18 protein-coding genes are annotated in these 17,572 nt (G+C 40.6%); 6 read left to right on the plus strand and 12 right to left on the minus strand.

Features of this window, described 5'->3' with window-relative positions; translation table 11 throughout:
* Positions 1–19 precede the first annotated feature (19 nt).
* Positions 20–1,615 (plus strand): phosphoenolpyruvate carboxykinase (ATP), encoded by a 1,596-nt coding sequence (gene pckA, locus ABID56_RS08440; protein ID WP_354220179.1) that lies wholly within the window; start codon positions 20–22, stop codon positions 1,613–1,615.
* A 50-nt stretch (positions 1,616–1,665) separates the two neighbouring features.
* Here pckA and ytkD read toward each other — a convergent pair whose 3' ends face one another.
* The 9 genes from ytkD to ABID56_RS08485 all read right to left on the minus strand — a co-directional run bounded on the left by ytkD (position 1,666) and on the right by ABID56_RS08485 (position 10,959).
* On the minus strand, positions 1,666–2,139 hold the full coding sequence (ytkD, locus tag ABID56_RS08445; protein ID WP_354220180.1) for an RNA deprotection pyrophosphohydrolase: 474 nt from the start codon (positions 2,137–2,139) through the stop codon (positions 1,666–1,668).
* A 27-nt stretch (positions 2,140–2,166) separates the two neighbouring features.
* Positions 2,167–2,730: a hypothetical protein gene (locus tag ABID56_RS08450; RefSeq protein WP_354220181.1), complete on the minus strand. Its 564-nt coding sequence runs from the start codon at positions 2,728–2,730 to the stop codon at positions 2,167–2,169.
* A gap of 250 nt (positions 2,731–2,980) precedes the next feature.
* The gene (locus ABID56_RS08455; RefSeq protein ID WP_354220182.1) at positions 2,981–3,313 is read right to left on the minus strand and encodes a hydrolase; all 333 of its coding nucleotides are present in this window, start codon (positions 3,311–3,313) and stop codon (positions 2,981–2,983) included.
* 98 nt (positions 3,314–3,411) lie between these two features.
* Entirely contained in the window at positions 3,412–4,530 is a 1,119-nt protein-coding gene (menC, locus tag ABID56_RS08460; RefSeq protein ID WP_354220183.1) for an o-succinylbenzoate synthase, read from the minus strand.
* A gap of 4 nt (positions 4,531–4,534) precedes the next feature.
* Entirely contained in the window at positions 4,535–5,983 is a 1,449-nt protein-coding gene (locus ABID56_RS08465; protein WP_354220184.1) for an o-succinylbenzoate--CoA ligase, read from the minus strand.
* 231 nt (positions 5,984–6,214) lie between these two features.
* Positions 6,215–7,033: a 1,4-dihydroxy-2-naphthoyl-CoA synthase gene (gene menB / locus ABID56_RS08470; protein WP_354220185.1), complete on the minus strand. Its 819-nt coding sequence runs from the start codon at positions 7,031–7,033 to the stop codon at positions 6,215–6,217.
* Between the two features lie 12 nt (positions 7,034–7,045).
* Positions 7,046–7,852 carry a 2-succinyl-6-hydroxy-2,4-cyclohexadiene-1-carboxylate synthase gene (gene menH / locus ABID56_RS08475; protein ID WP_354220186.1) on the minus strand — a complete coding sequence of 269 codons (807 nt, stop codon included), beginning with the start codon at positions 7,850–7,852 and terminating at the stop codon, positions 7,046–7,048.
* Positions 7,830–9,572, minus strand: a complete 1,743-nt coding sequence (gene menD, locus ABID56_RS08480) for a 2-succinyl-5-enolpyruvyl-6-hydroxy-3-cyclohexene-1-carboxylic-acid synthase (protein ID WP_354220187.1) — start codon at positions 9,570–9,572, stop codon at positions 7,830–7,832. The genes menH and menD overlap by 23 nt, the downstream gene beginning before the upstream one ends.
* Positions 9,556–10,959: an isochorismate synthase gene (locus ABID56_RS08485; protein ID WP_354220188.1), complete on the minus strand. Its 1,404-nt coding sequence runs from the start codon at positions 10,957–10,959 to the stop codon at positions 9,556–9,558. Before ABID56_RS08485 ends, menD begins: the two co-directional genes overlap by 17 nt.
* A 171-nt stretch (positions 10,960–11,130) precedes the next feature.
* Here ABID56_RS08485 and ABID56_RS08490 point away from each other — a divergent pair, with 171 nt between their 5' ends.
* Genes ABID56_RS08490 through ABID56_RS08505 form a run of 4 tightly spaced genes read left to right on the plus strand, consistent with a single transcriptional unit; the run spans position 11,131 to position 13,934 of the window.
* Complete coding sequence (locus ABID56_RS08490) at positions 11,131–12,069, plus strand: 1,4-dihydroxy-2-naphthoate polyprenyltransferase (protein WP_354220189.1); 939 nt, start codon at positions 11,131–11,133, stop codon at positions 12,067–12,069.
* Between the two features lie 50 nt (positions 12,070–12,119).
* Complete coding sequence (locus ABID56_RS08495) at positions 12,120–12,509, plus strand: hotdog fold thioesterase (protein ID WP_354220190.1); 390 nt, start codon at positions 12,120–12,122, stop codon at positions 12,507–12,509.
* A gap of 9 nt (positions 12,510–12,518) precedes the next feature.
* Positions 12,519–12,878, plus strand: a complete 360-nt coding sequence (locus tag ABID56_RS08500) for a TraR/DksA C4-type zinc finger protein (protein ID WP_354220191.1) — start codon at positions 12,519–12,521, stop codon at positions 12,876–12,878.
* Between the two features lie 51 nt (positions 12,879–12,929).
* A complete protein-coding gene (locus ABID56_RS08505; RefSeq protein WP_354220192.1) occupies positions 12,930–13,934 on the plus strand; it encodes a potassium channel family protein in 1,005 nt (334 codons plus the stop codon).
* Here the strand turns inward: ABID56_RS08505 and ABID56_RS08510 are convergent.
* The 3 genes from ABID56_RS08510 to yugI form a co-directional block, all read right to left on the minus strand.
* Positions 13,923–14,330: a YugN family protein gene (locus ABID56_RS08510; RefSeq protein WP_354220193.1), complete on the minus strand. Its 408-nt coding sequence runs from the start codon at positions 14,328–14,330 to the stop codon at positions 13,923–13,925. The two genes, ABID56_RS08505 and ABID56_RS08510, sit on opposite strands and share 12 nt — an antisense overlap.
* A 104-nt stretch (positions 14,331–14,434) precedes the next feature.
* Positions 14,435–15,598, minus strand: coding sequence for an iron-containing alcohol dehydrogenase (locus tag ABID56_RS08515; protein ID WP_354220194.1), 1,164 nt, complete (start codon positions 15,596–15,598; stop codon positions 14,435–14,437).
* A 136-nt stretch (positions 15,599–15,734) separates the two neighbouring features.
* The gene (gene yugI, locus ABID56_RS08520; RefSeq protein ID WP_354220195.1) at positions 15,735–16,115 is read right to left on the minus strand and encodes a S1 domain-containing post-transcriptional regulator GSP13; all 381 of its coding nucleotides are present in this window, start codon (positions 16,113–16,115) and stop codon (positions 15,735–15,737) included.
* Positions 16,116–16,401: 286 nt separating this feature from the next.
* On the opposite strand from yugI, the gene ABID56_RS08525 reads away from it, so the two are divergent.
* A complete protein-coding gene (locus ABID56_RS08525; protein WP_354220196.1) occupies positions 16,402–17,562 on the plus strand; it encodes a MalY/PatB family protein in 1,161 nt (386 codons plus the stop codon).
* Positions 17,563–17,572: the final 10 nt, after the last annotated feature.

Here is a 17,572-nt window from a genome sequence, read left to right on the forward strand (position 1 = left end):
AATAAAGGGTGATCTGACAATGAAAACAATTGAAGCCGATACACTCGTATCACGGTTATCCAATGCTGATCAAACGGAGAAAAATTTATCAATTGCAGAACTTGTTGAAAACATATTAGCTCGTGAGGAAGGGATTTTAACATCTACTGGCGCTGTGCGTGCCACAACTGGTCATTACACAGGGCGTTCACCGAAAGATAAATTTGTCGTGGAAGATGAGGAAACGAAAGACCGACTGGATTGGGGAGAAGTTAATCAACCTATTTCAGAAGATGTGTTTAATCAACTGCTTCAAAAGGTAACAGACTATTTAGCCGAACGAGATCAATTATTTTCTTTCAAAGGATTTGCGGGTGCTGATGAAAAACATCGTTTACCGATCGAGGTTATTACCGAATTTGCATGGCACAACTTATTCGCCAATCAAATGTTCATTAGACCAAGTGATTCCGAATTAGCTGAACATGAAACGACATTCTCTGTCATTTCAGCCCCTCATTTTAAAGCGAATCCTGAAGTCGACGGGACGAATTCGGAAACGTTCATCATCGTGTCATTCAAACATCGAATCGTCTTAATCGGTGGCACAGAGTATGCGGGTGAAATTAAGAAATCAATTTTTTCCGTTATGAACTACATGTTACCCGAAAAACAAAATGTATTACCGATGCACTGTTCGGCTAACGTCGGTGAAGAAGGAGATGTCGCCCTCTTCTTCGGTTTATCTGGAACAGGTAAAACGACTCTATCGGCTGATGAAAATCGCCGTTTAATTGGGGATGATGAGCACGGTTGGTCACAAAGTGGTGTGTTCAATATTGAAGGCGGTTGTTATGCCAAAACGGTTAATTTATCAGCTGAAAAAGAACCACAAATATACAATGCCATTCGATTTGGTTCTGTTTTAGAAAATGTCGTCGTCGATGAGGATACACGTTTACCTGATTATGATGACACAAGTTTAACCGAAAACACGCGTGCAGCATATGCGATTGATCACATTGACAATATCGTAGAACCAAGTATTGCAGGTCATCCCAATACGATTATTTTCTTAACAGCGGATGCATTCGGCGTATTGCCTCCTATTAGTAAATTAACAAAAGAACAAGCGATGTATCACTTTTTGAGTGGCTATACGAGTAAATTAGCTGGCACTGAACGTGGCATTACAGAACCTCAAGCAACATTTTCTGCTTGTTTCGGTTCGCCATTTTTACCACTACCTGCCGCCAATTATGCCAAGATGTTAGGTGAGAAAATTGACCAGCATGATGTGCAAGTGTTCCTCGTCAATACAGGCTGGACTGGTGGCTCTTACGGTGATGGTCACCGCATGAAACTGAGTCATACACGTGCTATGGTACACGCTGCGCTTGAAGGCGAGTTGAATAGCGTCGATTACACACAAGATGATATTTTCGGGTTATATATGCCAACGACTTGCCCAGGTGTACCAAGTGATGTGCTCAATCCGAAGAAAACATGGGGCAATGATGATGCTTATGAAGCCAAAGCGAAAGAATTAGCTGTAAAATTCCACGATAACTTCAAACAATTCAATTACGTCACGAAAGATATAGCCGAAGCTGGCCCAACATTTACAAATATCTAATACTCATTCAATCTAAAAAAGCTAACCGCTCATAAGAACGGTTAGCTTTTTTATGATAAGTGATGCCTCATCACTTCTTGTAAAGCAATTTCTAATACACGATCTTTCATCATAAAACTGTACTTACGATTACCTTTAACATCTTTAGGCACTTTCTTCAGAAGTACAGGACCTTTTGTTTCATAGTAATGCTTTCGATCATCCAGTTTATTCACCTGCGCAAAATAAACATTTTTAATGATGTGACCACCTTTACCATCAACATAATATTGACCAATAAAGGTTAGACCATCGACGATACCGCCTGTTTCTTCATACACTTCACGAACAGCTGCTTCTTCAGCTGTCTCACCTGGCTCTACTTTACCACCTGGGAATTCAATCCCTCTGTCCCCATGTTGTGTGAGTAACCATTTACCACGGTACCGCGCAATGATCCAAACGTGTTTAGGGTGTTCTGAAAAAGGTTGATCGTATTTGACGAATTTAACTGTGTTATCGTAGTAATCTTTAAAAACTTCCACTCGGACACGTTCCTTTGTTGTAAAATCTTATTTGTACTGTATGTCCATTATATACGGTTGACCGTTATCCTTCAATTGAAGTTCGATAACAATTGTATATTGTCCGTCTAGTTCTGTTGTGTTTGTCTGTTCAATGACAACATGTCCTTCATCTGTCGTTGTTTGTTCAAACGATTCACCTTCTACAAACCACGGCGGTGTTTCAGTAGGGTTAATATACAATTTGCCGTCACGCTCTGCATAATAATGGTCAACAAATTGGTTGACGACTTTCGGTGCTGCAATGTCACTGAAGCTATCTTTTAGCGCTTTTAGTGAATCGTATTGTTTCACTTCGTAATCATCATTTGTGTCTTGAACAAGTTGGTCCATAAATTGATTCATCACGTTCGCGATATCTGTTGCTTCGATCGACTCTGATTCAGCTTGTACTATTGTTAAATTCGTTCGCTGTAATGGTTGATTCGCAATTTCAGATTGTTCTGCGCCTTGATATTGATTAGAGCTAGCATTTAAATGAGAATATGAAAATGGAATAAGAACGAGTAATGCTATGCTTGCAATAAGTGCAATAATTAATGAGCGTTTCATATATGTGACCACCTTTCTTACCGTTTTGTACGTTAATGTTATTTATATGTTCAGTTTTCCTATTTCATGACGGGTTAAAACATCAGTTTGGCATTATTTTTGATTTCACACCTTAATTCATATCATTTTACCAAAAATCGACATTTGATTAGGTGTCCTACATATCGTTTTATATAAAAAATGAGTCCACTTTGATTGTGAACTCACTTTATTAGACGATATTCATATGACATTCGTTTCATCGTTGTCGTTAATCATCATCAATTTTTTCAAACTGATCGAAAAACGGCATGGATTCAATATGGTGTTTCGTTTCTGCGTCACCTAATTCGTAAATTTTCTTATACCCTTTCATGAATAAATAATCATACGCATCATTTTCATCATCTTGATGGTATTCTTTAAACGGTATTGTCGCACGAAAGCCTGTGTCAGCTTCAGCTCGTTTTAAATCATCAAAACATTCACGAAGCGAAATGATGTCTTCGGGTCCTCCATAGATCACGAAGTCATCATTATTGCCTGCTTTCGCTTCTGAAATTTCACCCGTTTCGATGCTGACATAAAATTTTCTCTCATTCATCATACCCACCTCTACGTTTACTATTAACCAGAACCGAGGTTTCTATTCGATTCAAAAATAAAAAAGAAAGCAAGAATGCCTGCAGCACCCTTGCTTGTTTACAACTGTTGTGTTGTTGCCAAATCAAATGTGAATTGTCTAACGGTTAATTTATCCATTAGTTTGTGATCGACTGTCACACCAATACCGGGTTTTGTTGGTACTTGAACGAGACCATTTTTAACTTTAAACGGTTGCTTAATAATGTCTTGTTCCCAATACCGCTCTGACTCAGACAAATCACCTGGTAATGTGAATTGTTCAAGCGACGCCAATATAACATTATGCGCTCGGCCGATGCCTGTTTCTAACATGCCGCCACACCACAACGGCATATTCGCCACTTTCGCATAATGATGGATCATTTGTGCAACATGATAACCACCGACTCGTCCTAGTTTCACATTAAATGTATCAGCCGCCCCGAGTTCCATAGCTTGAAACGCATCGTGTTCAGACTGGATCGATTCGTCTAAACAGATCTTCGTTTTCATTTCTTTTCGCAATTGATGATGATAGAAAAAATCATCCTGACGGAAAGGTTGCTCAATCATATGCAAGTCTAAATCATCAAGTTTCGTTAAATGAAGCATATCTTCAGGTTCATAAATGCCATTTCCATCAAACATTATCGGCGCGTCCCCTAAAACTTGACGCGCTTTGTCAATCGTTTCTCGCTCTTGCCCTTTTTGCACTTTTAGCTTATAACGTTTATAACCTTTTTTCTTATAATGTTTCACTTGTGACGATAAATCATCCGATAATGATAAGACGACACCACTTTCAACGTGATCGTAAACACCACCCAAAATATCTTTTAATGGCATCCCTTGTTGTTTGGCATATAAATCCCATAGCGCTGTTTCAATACTTGCCTTTGCCATTTGATGACCTTGAATACTTGATAACGTATCATGCACTTGATTAGGATGGTCAATACGGCTCTTTTGAATAACTGGTAAAATAAAATGCTTTAACATATCCCAGGCAGTCGTCGTTGTTTCTGGCGTATAAAACGGATCAGCGAATGCGACACATTCTCCGTAACCGACATAACCATCATGATCATACGCTTCAATAATTAACGTATCACGTGTCACCACGAGGCCATTTGCCGTTTGGAAGGGTTGTTTTAATTTCATGGCAACTTGCCTGACGACAACGTCTTTAAGATTCATACGCTCACTCCCCTAATCGAGCTTGTAATTGATGACGTAATAATTTTTTCGCGGCATTCCGCGGTAATTCATCGATATCATACCACGCTTTAGGTACTTTATATTTCGCTAAATGGGCGTGACTATAAGCGTCTAAATCCAGATCTTCCACTGGCTTACCCGATACGATAAACGCAACAGGGACCTGCCCCCACCTAGAATCTGTTTGTCCTACAACGCCAACGTCGATGACATCTGGATGTCCTTTAAGAACACTTTCAATTTCAGCCGGGTAAACATTCTCACCGCCTGATATGATTAAATCTTTTCGACGATCAACAACAAAGAGAAAACCATCATCATCAAGATAACCTAAATCGCCTGTCTTCAGCCAACCATACTCTAATTTTTCCGCCGTTTCCGCTTCACGTTTATAATAACCAGACGTCACACTTGGACCTTTTACCATAATCTCTCCTACTTGATTAGCTGGTAAACTCTCGCCCTCATGTACAATCAATAATTGATTAGGGAATAGAGGTTTACCAGCTGAACCTAGTTTATCTAACGCGTTGTCATCGTCGAGCGTCGAAAATTGTGATGCTGTTTCTGTCATGCCATACGTTTGATAAACAGGCACTTCCTTCGTCTTGGCCTGATTTAACAACGGTTCAGGTGCTGGACCACCGCCTAATAACATACAGCGAAAATGCTCAGGATAACGCTCACCACCTAAACGCTCAAGTAATTGATCGAGCATCACGGACACAGCTGACATGATCGTGACGCCCCGCTCCATAATGTCACGGTGGATCGCATGTACATCGAACGTGTCGTGTAGGTGGATCGGAATCCCATAAATCACACTTCGATAAACGATGGATAAGCCACCTACATGAAACATCGGTAAACTTAATAACCACCTGTCATGCGGATATAATCCTAAATTAAGGGCCGAGCCATTCGCATTCCACCAATGGTTCCCGTATGTTAACTGCACGCCTTTCGGTTGTCCCGTTGTCCCTGATGTATAAAGGACATGAGCAGTTGTCTCTAAGTCAATCGAGATAGGTTGAAAGGCGACGCTTTCTTCTAAGTCGCATGCGTCGATCGCTATCACGTTTTGATGATCGACTTGATCTCGATATTGCTCATCTAATATTACGGCAGACACATCACCGTCATCCAATTGAAAGGCTATTTCTGATCGTGATAGCCGACTGTTCAGCAAAAAGCTAACTGCACCAATCATATTTAATGCATGAATCGTCACGATAAAACGATATTGATTCGGTGACATGACCGCAACATGATCACCATATTTGATGCCTTTCTGTTGTAAAAAATGAGCCATCGTTGTCGAATGGTCATATAATTCCTTAAACGAATAAGTCGTATCATCAGGTAACACAACGGCGTCATGGTCAGGGGATAAATCAGCTCGTTTCGTTAACCAATTTAACATCGTCGTCATAATAATGGTCCTTTCACATTATGTATTATTGAAAGAAAGAAGAGGTTGAGACAAAAGTTAATAATGCAAAGCAAAACCCGAACGATTTAATTGAAAAAATAAATCATTCGGGTTTTCTGCTTGAATAACGCTTCATCAGTGCTTCACTGTAATGATCTTCAAACGGTCGTCTTTTACACAATTGAATATCCTTTTGTCCCATATTCCAATTTCTAAACAAACATTTTCGACTTAAGGGAAACGTGGGAATTGATCGAAGTCTGGTTTACGTTTCTCTTTAAATGCGTCACGACCTTCTTTCGCTTCTTCCGTTGTGTAATAAAGAAGTGTTGCGTCGCCACCCATTTGTTGTAAACCTGCTAAACCATCTGTGTCCGCGTTAAATGACGCTTTCAAGAAACGAAGTGCTGTTGGTGACTTCTCAAGCATTTCATTACACCATTGAACTGTTTCTTCTTCAAGCTTATCCACTGGTACGACTGTATTAACAAGCCCCATTTCACGTGCTTCTTCAGCACCGTATTGGCGGCATAAGTACCAAATTTCACGCGCTTTCTTATGGCCGACGATTCGAGCTAATAAGCCAGCACCATAACCTGCGTCAAAACTACCTACTTTCGGACCTGTTTGACCGAATATCGCATTATCAGCTGCAATCGTTAAGTCACACACAACATGTAAAACGTGGCCGCCACCAATTGCATAACCTGATACCATCGCGACAACAGGCTTAGGAATCGTACGAATTAAACGCTGTAAATCCAACACATTTAGACGTGGAATTTCATCTGTACCAACGTAACCACCATGACCGCGCACAGATTGGTCACCACCTGCACAGAAAGCTTTTTCTCCTTCACCTGCTAATACGATCACACCAATATCTGAGTTATCGCGCGCACGTGCGAAAGCATCGATCAACTCTTGCACCGTTAGTGGTGTAAAAGCATTACGTTTTTCTGGACGATTGATGGTAATCTTCGCAATACCATTGTACGTCTCATACTTGATTTCTTCATAATCGCGTTCTGTTGTCCATTGAATTGCCATTATGTAACCTCCTTAGTTTGAAAACGGTTTAATTAAAACTTCACTTACTATTTTACCAAAAATTTCGGGAGATTCTAGATGTACAGCATGACCTGTTTGAGAAATTTTTTTCAATTCGGCATTCGGAAGGGATTCTAGCATCTGTTCATTCAGTGATATAAACTTATCATCTTCCTCTCCAACTACCAACGTGACAGGAATCGTCATATGCTGCAAAAATGACCAAAGACTCGGTTGCTTACCTGTCCCCATCGTTCTAAGAGACAAGGCTAACCCTTGGGGTGATTGAGCTAATCGCTCGTTCCGGATTTGTTCTTGTTTGCTGAGTGGCATCCGTCGTTGGGTATCAAATAATGGGATCGTTTCCCAGTAAGAGACAAACGCTTCCATTCCTTCCCTCTCAATCATCGTGGCCAGCTGTTCGTCTTGTTTTTGACGTTCAATCCGTTGTTCTTCTGGCAACCCTGGAGATGCGCCAACCAAAATCAAACGTTCTACGAAATCAGGGAAATAATAAGCCATCAAAAAGGACGTCCGTCCCCCCATTGAATAACCGAGTAACGATACTTGTTGATGCCCTAATTGTTCTAAAATCAATTTTAAATCATGACACACATCATACATCGTCGTTACGTCAGTTGCTTGCGTATCACCGTGTCCTGGTAAATCAATTAAAATAAGTTGCCCTTGATATGATAAATGTAACAACATATCATTCCATGTTGCCATCGTTCCAGTGAAGCCATGAAGCATAACGATCGGCTCACCATCACCTACAATATTGACATGGTACTTATTATTTCCTACTGTCACGAACATGACTGTCACCCTTTAATATACTAGCGATCATTGATTTAAGCTGTTGATGCCACGCATAATTCGTTTCACGCTCTGTTTGAACTTCGGCGACTTCAAGGTCTGATATAGGTTGTTGTAAAATAGTTCCTAGTGCTTCATTCGACTCAACGAAGTGGTACGTCATCCCGAGAGTTTTCACCATGTCACCGATCGGCGCATCAAATGGCGTTCCGAATACCGCTTCAAAATGACGATCATATTGATATTGAGGTAAAAAGTTAAATATTCCACCGCCATTATTGTTAATAACCACGATGCGAAGTCGCAAGTTATGTTTCTTCGCCATTAGTAGAGTCGTATAATCATGTAAAAACGATAAATCACCAATTAATAATGTGACATCTTCTCCTGCTGCTGCAGCACCTAAAGCCGATGATACGACACCGTCTATTCCATTAGCACCTCGATTAGCTAATACCGTCACCTGTTTTGCTTCAGGTAAGAAAAAAGTATCCATGTCTCGTATTGGCATACTACTACCGACAAAAATCACCTGCTGGTCGTTTACAGATTGAGATAGAACGTGAGCAACAGAGCCTTCCGTTAATGAATCTGATGCTAATTCCTTTAATTGATGTTTAGCTTGTTGATCGATTGACTGCCATAATTCAACCCAAGCTTGATCTTGATCAATTGAATAAGCAGTTAATGACTCAATTAAAAGTTCAATGCAACTATAAATCATCGTTGATGGCACATTCGAGTGATCGCGGTAGCCCGCTTGTTCATCGACGACGAAATGAACAGACGGCTGGACTTTAGCCATCCACTGAAAATACGGTTTTGATACCGGCATCGATCCAAAACGAATAACAAAATCAGGTGCCATCTTATGTTGAAACGATTCATGCTTTAATAGCGCATCATATGTTGTAATCACTAATGGATCTTCATCGCCAATCTGTCTTAAACGACTGAGCACATCTGCTAATACAGGTATTTGCCACTGCCGAGCTAACGACAATACCGCACGAGCCTCGTCATCGGATGTTAACTCACCACAAACAATTAACCCTCGTGACAACTCTTGTACTTGACCAACCACTTGGCGAACATCCTCTTGGGTGATCCCTTCATAACCTCCGATTGAAGCAATATAAGGCGATTCTGACTCACCCCATAAATTAGGACGCTCGAGATCAGGTGTTAACGGATCACGAAACGGAAAATTATAATGTACAGGGCCTTTCCGTGCTGCGTTTGCGATCGTATAAGCACGGCTCGCTTGGCGTCTACTATATTGCAGTAATTGTTCATCCGCACTCGGTAAAGCCATATCGTGATAATGTTTCACATAATCCCCGTACATCTTAATTTGATCAATCGCCTGTGGTGCGCCGTTATCACGCAATTCGTTCGGGCGGTCTGCCGTCAATACGAGTAACGGTACACGGCTATAATAGGCTTCAACAATTGCTGGATAATAATTGGCCGCTGCCGTCCCTGATGTACAAACGAGCGCCACTGGTCGTTGTGTCGTTTTCGCTATACCAAGGGCAAAAAAGGCCGCCGACCGTTCATCGAAATGAATCCATTCTTCAATCGACGGGTGATCGGTAAACAACATAGATAATGGCGTCGAACGAGATCCAGGCGTAATGACAACATCTGTTAAGCCATTTTGATAAAGTTCATCAATAAAATAGGAAACGTAATACGTCTCGTTAGCCATCGTGTCCATCTTGTTGCCCCCCTAACGCATCGAGCATCGGCGTTAATTTTAAATTCGTTTCATCATATTCCGCTTCAGCATCAGAATCAGCAACAATGCCACACCCAGCAAACAAACGCGCTGTCTGACCTGACACTAAACTAGACCGAATCGCTACAGCGAATTCCCCGTTCAAATGACGGTCGAACCAACCGATTGGCGCAGCATACCAACCGCGTTCAATCGGCTCGTTCGACTCAATAAATGCCATCGCTTCTTGACGCGGTTCACCTCCTAAAGCAGGTGTAGGATGAAGAACACTTAACACATCAAACAATGAAACACCTTTAGTTAACTCACCCTTCACAGGCGTATATAAGTGCTGGATAGTTGTTAACGGATAAATCACCGGATCATCTGGCACATCCAAATTATCACAAAGTGGTTGTACTGCTTGTTCTATCATTTTAACGACGTACCGATGCTCTTCTAGATTTTTCTCATCATGCAATAATTGCCAAGCTTTTAAATCATCCTCATCAAGTGTTTCACCACGACTCGTCGTTCCTGCTAAACAAGCTGAGTAGATTATGTTTTGCTCAACAGATACCAATCGCTCAGGACTTGCGCCGATAAACGCATCCTCACCTTGTTCCATCACAAACACGTAACTATGTTGTTGATTATCTGTTAGCACGTGTAAGACATCTTCTAAAGCAATCCGCTCATCAAATATCGCTTCAACTTCACGAGCTAACACCACTTTATCGAGAGGCGATGATTGAATTTGTGCAACAGCGGATTCAATTAATTGTTCCCATTCAACGTATGTCAACGGGTCACGTATCGCGTCACGATGACTTTGCTGCTTTCGGAACGGTTGAACCGCATCAATTTCACGTAATTGTTGTTCAACAAACGTTTTAATATTAGCGACAGTGCTTTCCTCGTCCAACTTCATATGACACGTCACAAAATACCGACCATCTTTGACGGTTAATAATTGTTTCGGCAATACAAAATAATTTTCTTGAAATGATTGCCACTCTTCTTTGTGCGGCTGATTAAAAAAGGAAAAACCGCCAAAATAAATCGGGCCTGTCCCATCAACTTCATCACCTAATACATGAATGCGCTGACGGCGTTTATCGATTTCAGCTTGCATCGCTTCAAATCGTTGTGGCGTTGCATGAACAGCTAATTCATCACACACGCCGACCCCCACAAATGTCGTATCTCCATTTGCATTCGACCAATAAAACCGTTCACCTTTTTTGTGATTATAATGAGCATAAACGTCAATCGGATCGACGGGATCGATTTCTTGTATAATTGCAATATATGGATCGTTTTCTAAATTTAAAAACGACAATTGATTCAGTTGTGCTTCTAAAGAAACACGGTCTGTTTTTATCATAAACGTTGCCTCCAATAATGGTTCAACCAACATATCAAAAACACATGCCTAGTTACTATTTTATGACTTTTTCGTGAAAACGACAAGAATTACACAATCCAAGCTAATTGACACATATTACCCCATTCTCTAAACTTATTTTAGTATGCAAAAAAGGAAAGAGGGAAAACCATGACTCAACAATCTGTGCAAGACGCATTAGGGGAAAAATCAGGCTTTCAAATTTGGTGGCGCATGTTAAGACCTCATACCTTAACTGCTTCATTCATCCCTGTTTGGATCGGAACCGCAGCAGCAAGTATGGTCACGTCCATTCACATCGGGTTATTTCTTGCGATGCTCATCGCTTCGATTTTAATTCAAGCCGCAACAAACATGTTTAATGAATATTACGATTTCGTCAAAGGATTGGACACCGAAGACTCAGTCGGAATAGGTGGAACGATTGTGCGTGACGGCATCCCACCGAAACAAGTTCGCAATTTAGCCTTTATATTTTACGGCGTTGCAGTCATTTTAGGGTTTTATATTTGTTTTGAAACAACATTTTGGATCGCAGTCATTGGTGTTATTTCCATGGTATTTGGCTATTTATATACAGGCGGCCCTTATCCAATCGCCTATACGCCATTCGGTGAATTGTTTTCAGGCTTTTTTATGGGGACTGTCATTATTGGGATAAGTTATTTCATTCAAACGGACGTCATCACGACAAACATTATTTTATTATCAATTCCAGCTGCCATTTTAATCGGCGCGATTATGCTTTCAAACAATATCCGTGATTTAGAAGGCGATAAGGAAAATGGCCGTAAAACCGTGGCAATCTTAGTCGGACGACGCCATGCAATTCGATTACTCGCCGCATTTTTCCTGACAGCCTTACTGTTACCTGTCGTTTATATCGCTTTAGGTATTATGCCAATTTGGGGATTATTGACATGGCTAGGTGCCATTAAAGCCTATAACGCTTATCAAACCTTTAAACAAAATGATACACCCCTTGAAATGATGCCTGCTATGAAATACACAGCCCAAACGAACACCATTGTAGGCGTCTTATTCGGCTTAAGTTTTATTTTAGATCATATCACAACTTGGTTATTTTAATAGCGTATATCGACTCACGTAATCGGACATTGTAATAAAGGAGGATGACGATGGATCTTCGTCATACATTATTTGAAACATTACAGATCGACATCCAAGAGTCAGCGAAAGAACGTGTTATCCTGTCGATGCCTGTTAATGAAACTGTGCATCAACCAATGGGCTTTTTACACGGCGGGGCCTCGGTTGCCCTCGCTGAATCAGCTGCAAGTTTAGGGGCATATTTAAACGTGGATCCGAATCATTACAATGTATTCGGCCTTGAAATTAACGCCAATCATATAAAAAGCATGCGTGAAGGAACGGTGACCGCCGTAGCTACACCGATCCATATTGGCCGAATGACGATGGTTTGGGATATTCAAATCACTGATGAACAGGATCGATTGATATGTACGTCACGTTGCACGATTGGAGTTGTCGAACGGAAAGATAAGTGAGGTGTTTCGATGTACGATCCGTTATGGGACGAATTACGGAAAGACCTTTTAGAAGAACGAACGCAACTTCAAGAACGTTTGAAAGAAGCAGATGATTTACCAGCCCTAATTGAAGAATCTGTTGGCGAATTAAATTCCTTAGACGACCAGCATCCTGGCGATAATGCGACCGAACTGTATGAACGCCAAAAAGATTTAACGATGTTTCGTCATGCTAAAGAACAATTAGAAGAAATTGACCACGCCTTGGCGAAAATGGATAACGGCACTTACGGCATTTGCGAACGTACAGGTGAACCCATTCCTTTAGAACGTTTGCAAGCGATGCCGACTGCACGTTTTACAATTGAAAACGAAAACGAATTATAAAAATGATGTCTAACGGACAAAATGGATATGACATAGAAAAGGAGTGAGCCTATGTTATATCGTTTTGTCCGTTTTTATTTTCATATTCCGATCTTTTTACGTTTATTATTAACCGTTCTGACGATCATGCTCATTTTTGGCAGCATGATGCATCTAGTCGAACCTAACGAATTCACGTCATGGTTTGAAGGTGTGTGGTTTGCTTTTATAACAGGGGCGACCGTTGGATACGGTGATTATGTTCCGCAAACCATCATCGGTCAGTTGTTAACGATTTTACTTATCTTAGCTGGTGGTGGGCTCTTAACCTTTTATATGGTGACACTGTCGAGTGGGGCAATTCAACGAGAAGACGATTACAAAAAAGGAGAAGTCGCTTATCACGGAGATGATCATTATATTATTGTCGGTTGGAACGAACGAACACGACGATTAATCGACTTAATCCAAACACAACTCGACAAACAAACAGACCTTGTATTAATTGACGAAACACTTGACGAAGACCCTGTAAATCACGCCAATGTGCACTTTATTCATGGTGACCCGACAGTCGATAAAACGTGGCAAGACGCTAACGTCACGAAAGCAAAAAAAGTCATTGTCACGGCTGATCAAACAAAAATCGAAAAAGAAGCTGATGTGCATACGATTTTAGTGATCATAACAGTTCGCGGTGTTTATCACGATATTCCTATCCTGAGCGAAATTTTAACCGATAATCAAAAAGCGAATGCTGAACGTGCGGGTGCAACCGAAGTCATTCGTTCAAATGAAACGACAAGTACGCTGTTTTACCACGAACTAACAGGACATGAATATGTGACAGCATTTGATTATGTCATGGCATTGCTATCGCAACAGCAATTCATCGTTCATACTGTTGAAGATAAATGGGTTAATCAGTCCGTATTAGACGTTTCAATCAACTCGAAAGAACACGGAAAATTATTAATCGGTTACATTCGGAACGATGACATTGTGATCAATCCTGACCCAGACAACCAGTTACAGGAAGAAGATAAATTAATTACGACCAAGCCATTATTGGAGTAACATATTTTCAAGGTCATGAATAACACGAGTAGCATCATCTAAATAGGCTTCTTCTCCGTCTGCATCTGGATTAACCGGCGATTGAAACTGGTTAAAACTCGCTTGAATATTGCCTGACATTCCTTGTTGGTCATTACCCGCTTCAAATTGGTGAACTAACACAAATGGCGTGCCAATTCTAACGTGGGCGTCTTTTTCGCCGATTGTGCCGATCTCTGTCGTGACTGGAATCCGTAAAAAAGCATATTCTTCTTCATTACGTGCGAGTTTTCGGTCAAAATAGGCATGGTCATACTCCCAGCTACCGCCAACTGTAAACTGAAAACGCGTCAAGATCGCTTCTAAATCTTCAAATGGATAAGCTTGATTTTGAATACCTGATTCAATTTCTTTCATAGTTGGTCACCTCATTTAAGAAAGTCTTGTTGTTAGTGTGACCCAAAACAATTTATTTCATGAATGAAAAAACGCCGATCAAGTAGACCGGCGTTTCGTGAAACTTATAAAGAATTTCGTAGAATGGTACGAACATCGTCATCGTGTAATGTCGCGAAGTTGCCAAATGGACCACGCTTCATCGCACGGTCAACCATTAATTCAAGCTGTGAATCGTCAATATCGTATTCAGCAAGACGTGTCGGTGCACCTAATGATGACCAGAATTGACGTAAGCGATCAATACCTTGAAGCGCTATTTCTTCATCAGATTGACCTGTCGGGTCAACACCAAATACACGAACAGCTAGCTGTTTGAAACGTTCAGGGTTAACCGTTAAATTATGCTTCATCCAGTTCGGGAATAGAATGGATAAGCCACCTGCGTGCGGAATATCATAAACCGCAGACACCGCATGCTCGATATTATGCGTTGCCCAATCGCCTTTATAACCTGTTTGTAGCATACCATTAAACGCCATTGTACCTGCATACATAATCGTTTCACGGTACTCGTATGATTCAAGGTTATTTAATAACTTAGGCGCTGTTTCGATAATCGTTTTCAAAATACCTTCTGCCATACGATCTTGTACTGGTGCATTGGTTGGCTGGTGGAAATATTGTTCTAAGACGTGACTCATCATATCAACAATGCCGTATACTGTATGGTTTTTCGGAACAGAATACGTATGAACTGGGTCTAAAATAGAGAATAGCGGATAAGAGAACGGTGAACCCCAACCGTATTTTTCATTAGTTTCCCAATTCGTAATAACGGCCCCAGCATTCATTTCGGAACCTGTTGCAGCTAGTGTCAATACTGTCCCTAACGGAAGAGCATCTTGTGGCGTTGCTTTTTTCGTTACTAAATCCCATGCATCGCCATCGTATTTAGCAGCTGACGCGATTGTTTTTGAACCGTCAATCACACTACCGCCACCGACTGCGAGTACAAAATCAACATCATTTTCTTTACATAAATCAGCACCTTTATTAACCGTCGCTAAACGCGGGTTAGGTTCGATGCCTCCTAATTCAAATGTTTCATATCCATTATCTGATAGTTTCTTCATGACATTTGTATAAATACCATTACGTTTAATACTGCCGCCACCATATGTGACAAGCACCCGTTTAACCCCTTCAGGAATTAAGCTCGGTAATTGTTCTAATTGGCCGCGACCAAAGACTAGCTTCGTTGGATTGTGAAAGATGAAATTCTCCATATCAATACTCCTTTCAATGTCTTTACTTGTTTATTATGTCGCAATATAACCTCAGACGCAAAAGATATACATCTTAATATTCCTTAAATAGAACGTAAAAGATATAAAAAAAGCCCCCTATAAAGAGGCTTTTTCACTATCGGCGAGACGATTCTTCACGGTCCTTCGATTGTTCTATCCAATCGTTTAACTTGTCTTTTAAAATGTTAAACCCATTCTCATCTTGATTATGCTGCATATCACGAATACGTTCAGCTTTCGTTTTGGAATGAAGTGGGCGTGACTGAATCGCCCGTAATGACAATGAATATTTTCCTTCTTTAGGTTGTGCATTCATGACTTTAACTTTAATTTTATCGCCTACAGACACATGGTCGTGAACATCCTTCACATAACCGTGCGTTAATTCTGATATATGCACAAGGCCTTGTCGATCGTCATCAATTTTGACAAAAGCACCATACGGTTGAATCCCTGTCACTTCACCTTCGATGACATCGCCTTCTCGAATAGTCATGCTCGACAACTCCTACTGCTTATCTATTCTACCGATTTGTATTCTAACACATTGCTAACCCCCTATTCAAAAATAGCCGATGACTCTCTACGAGAAATATCTACAATTTTCTACAAAAAAATTATATTTTTTCGTTAAAACAGGTTTAATTTTTATAAAAACGGTTATTACTAGTACTGTAATACTTTCTCGTATTCCCCCTTTTGGCAAAGCGATAATTCGCTTTGTCTTTTTTTTGCTTTAAAATAAGGTCTAGGTGTAAGATAGTATTGAGGAGGGATTCATTTTGACATCTTTTAATCAACAGATTAATCGAGAAAATACCCGCGCAGTTAAATATGAATTAAGAGACAAATTATTCGAACGTGATGATGTTTTACCTATGTGGGTCGCTGATATGGATTTACCAGCTCCACAAGCCATTCAAGATGCGATTATGAAACGTGCTGAGCATAACATCTACGGATACACAACACACGATGACGCATTATTAACGACGATTCAACAATGGGTCAAACGGCGTTATGATTATGATATCGACCAATCCCTTATTTCATTCTCGCCTGGTGTCATTCCAGCTTTACACGCGTTAGTGGAATCGATGACTGAAGAAGGGGATGCCATCGTCATTCAGCCGCCTGTCTACCCACCATTCTTCTCAGTCGTAAAAAATCATAATCGTACGATCGTCGAAAATCCACTTATTTACGATAATCGTACATACAAAATAAATTTCGAACAACTTGAGGAACAGTTCAAACAAGGGGCTAAAGCGTTCATCTTATGTAGTCCACATAATCCTGTTGGACGCGTTTGGACTGAAGATGAACTCAAACAATTAGCTGACCTTTGTGTTAAATACAACGTCTATTTGTTCTCAGATGAGATTCATAGCGATATTATTTTCTCAGGATCAAAACATAACCCCATTGCAAGCTTAAACGACGATATTCAAGCCTTAACATTTACGATGATGGCACCATCTAAAACATTCAATATCGCCGGTTTACAAGCATCATTTACGATTAGCCCTGATGAAGAATCGAAAAAAACGCTTGATACACAACTCATGAAACAAGGAATTGTTATGCTAAATACCATAGCTTATACAGCGATGGAAGCGGCTTATCAGCATGGCGAACCTTGGTTAGAGGAATTAATTGAGCATTTAGAAAGCAATTTCAATTATTTGCAAGAACAATTACAAGATACGCCGATCACACCCGTCCGCGCAGAGGGAACTTACTTAATTTGGCTTGATTTTTCTGAGACTGGATTAAGCCATGAAGACATTAAACAGAAGCTCAATCACGAAGCGAAACTCGGCTTAAACGATGGTCAAAGTTTCAGCGAAGAACACGGTGACCAATTCATGCGAATGAATATTGCATGTCCACGATCGATGGTTGAGGATGGAGTTGAACGACTCATTCAAACGTTTAATTAATGGTTAAATA

It is taken from the genome of Alkalibacillus flavidus, from assembly GCF_040545925.1.
Lineage (GTDB): Bacteria > Bacillota > Bacilli > Bacillales > Alkalibacillaceae > Alkalibacillus > Alkalibacillus flavidus.

What these genes read in the sequence shown, in the direction of transcription:
- ABID56_RS08510 (WP_354220193.1), bottom strand. Translation starts at nt 14,330, where the DNA reads ATGAAAGAAATTGAATCAGGTATTCAAAATCAAGCTTATCCATTTGAA.
- pckA (WP_354220179.1), top strand. Translation starts at nt 20, where the DNA reads ATGAAAACAATTGAAGCCGATACACTCGTATCACGGTTATCCAATGCT.
- yugI (WP_354220195.1), bottom strand. Translation starts at nt 16,115, where the DNA reads ATGACTATTCGAGAAGGCGATGTCATCGAAGGTGAAGTGACAGGGATT.
- ABID56_RS08505 (WP_354220192.1), top strand. Translation starts at nt 12,930, where the DNA reads ATGTTATATCGTTTTGTCCGTTTTTATTTTCATATTCCGATCTTTTTA.
- ABID56_RS08455 (WP_354220182.1), bottom strand. Translation starts at nt 3,313, where the DNA reads ATGAATGAGAGAAAATTTTATGTCAGCATCGAAACGGGTGAAATTTCA.
- ABID56_RS08465 (WP_354220184.1), bottom strand. Translation starts at nt 5,983, where the DNA reads ATGACGACGATGTTAAATTGGTTAACGAAACGAGCTGATTTATCCCCT.
- menC (WP_354220183.1), bottom strand. Translation starts at nt 4,530, where the DNA reads ATGAATCTTAAAGACGTTGTCGTCAGGCAAGTTGCCATGAAATTAAAA.
- menH (WP_354220186.1), bottom strand. Translation starts at nt 7,852, where the DNA reads ATGTTCGTGACAGTAGGAAATAATAAGTACCATGTCAATATTGTAGGT.
- ABID56_RS08495 (WP_354220190.1), top strand. Translation starts at nt 12,120, where the DNA reads ATGGATCTTCGTCATACATTATTTGAAACATTACAGATCGACATCCAA.
- menD (WP_354220187.1), bottom strand. Translation starts at nt 9,572, where the DNA reads ATGGACACGATGGCTAACGAGACGTATTACGTTTCCTATTTTATTGAT.
- menB (WP_354220185.1), bottom strand. Translation starts at nt 7,033, where the DNA reads ATGGCAATTCAATGGACAACAGAACGCGATTATGAAGAAATCAAGTAT.
- ABID56_RS08500 (WP_354220191.1), top strand. Translation starts at nt 12,519, where the DNA reads ATGTACGATCCGTTATGGGACGAATTACGGAAAGACCTTTTAGAAGAA.
- ABID56_RS08515 (WP_354220194.1), bottom strand. Translation starts at nt 15,598, where the DNA reads ATGGAGAATTTCATCTTTCACAATCCAACGAAGCTAGTCTTTGGTCGC.
- ABID56_RS08450 (WP_354220181.1), bottom strand. Translation starts at nt 2,730, where the DNA reads ATGAAACGCTCATTAATTATTGCACTTATTGCAAGCATAGCATTACTC.
- ABID56_RS08490 (WP_354220189.1), top strand. Translation starts at nt 11,131, where the DNA reads ATGACTCAACAATCTGTGCAAGACGCATTAGGGGAAAAATCAGGCTTT.
- ABID56_RS08485 (WP_354220188.1), bottom strand. Translation starts at nt 10,959, where the DNA reads ATGATAAAAACAGACCGTGTTTCTTTAGAAGCACAACTGAATCAATTG.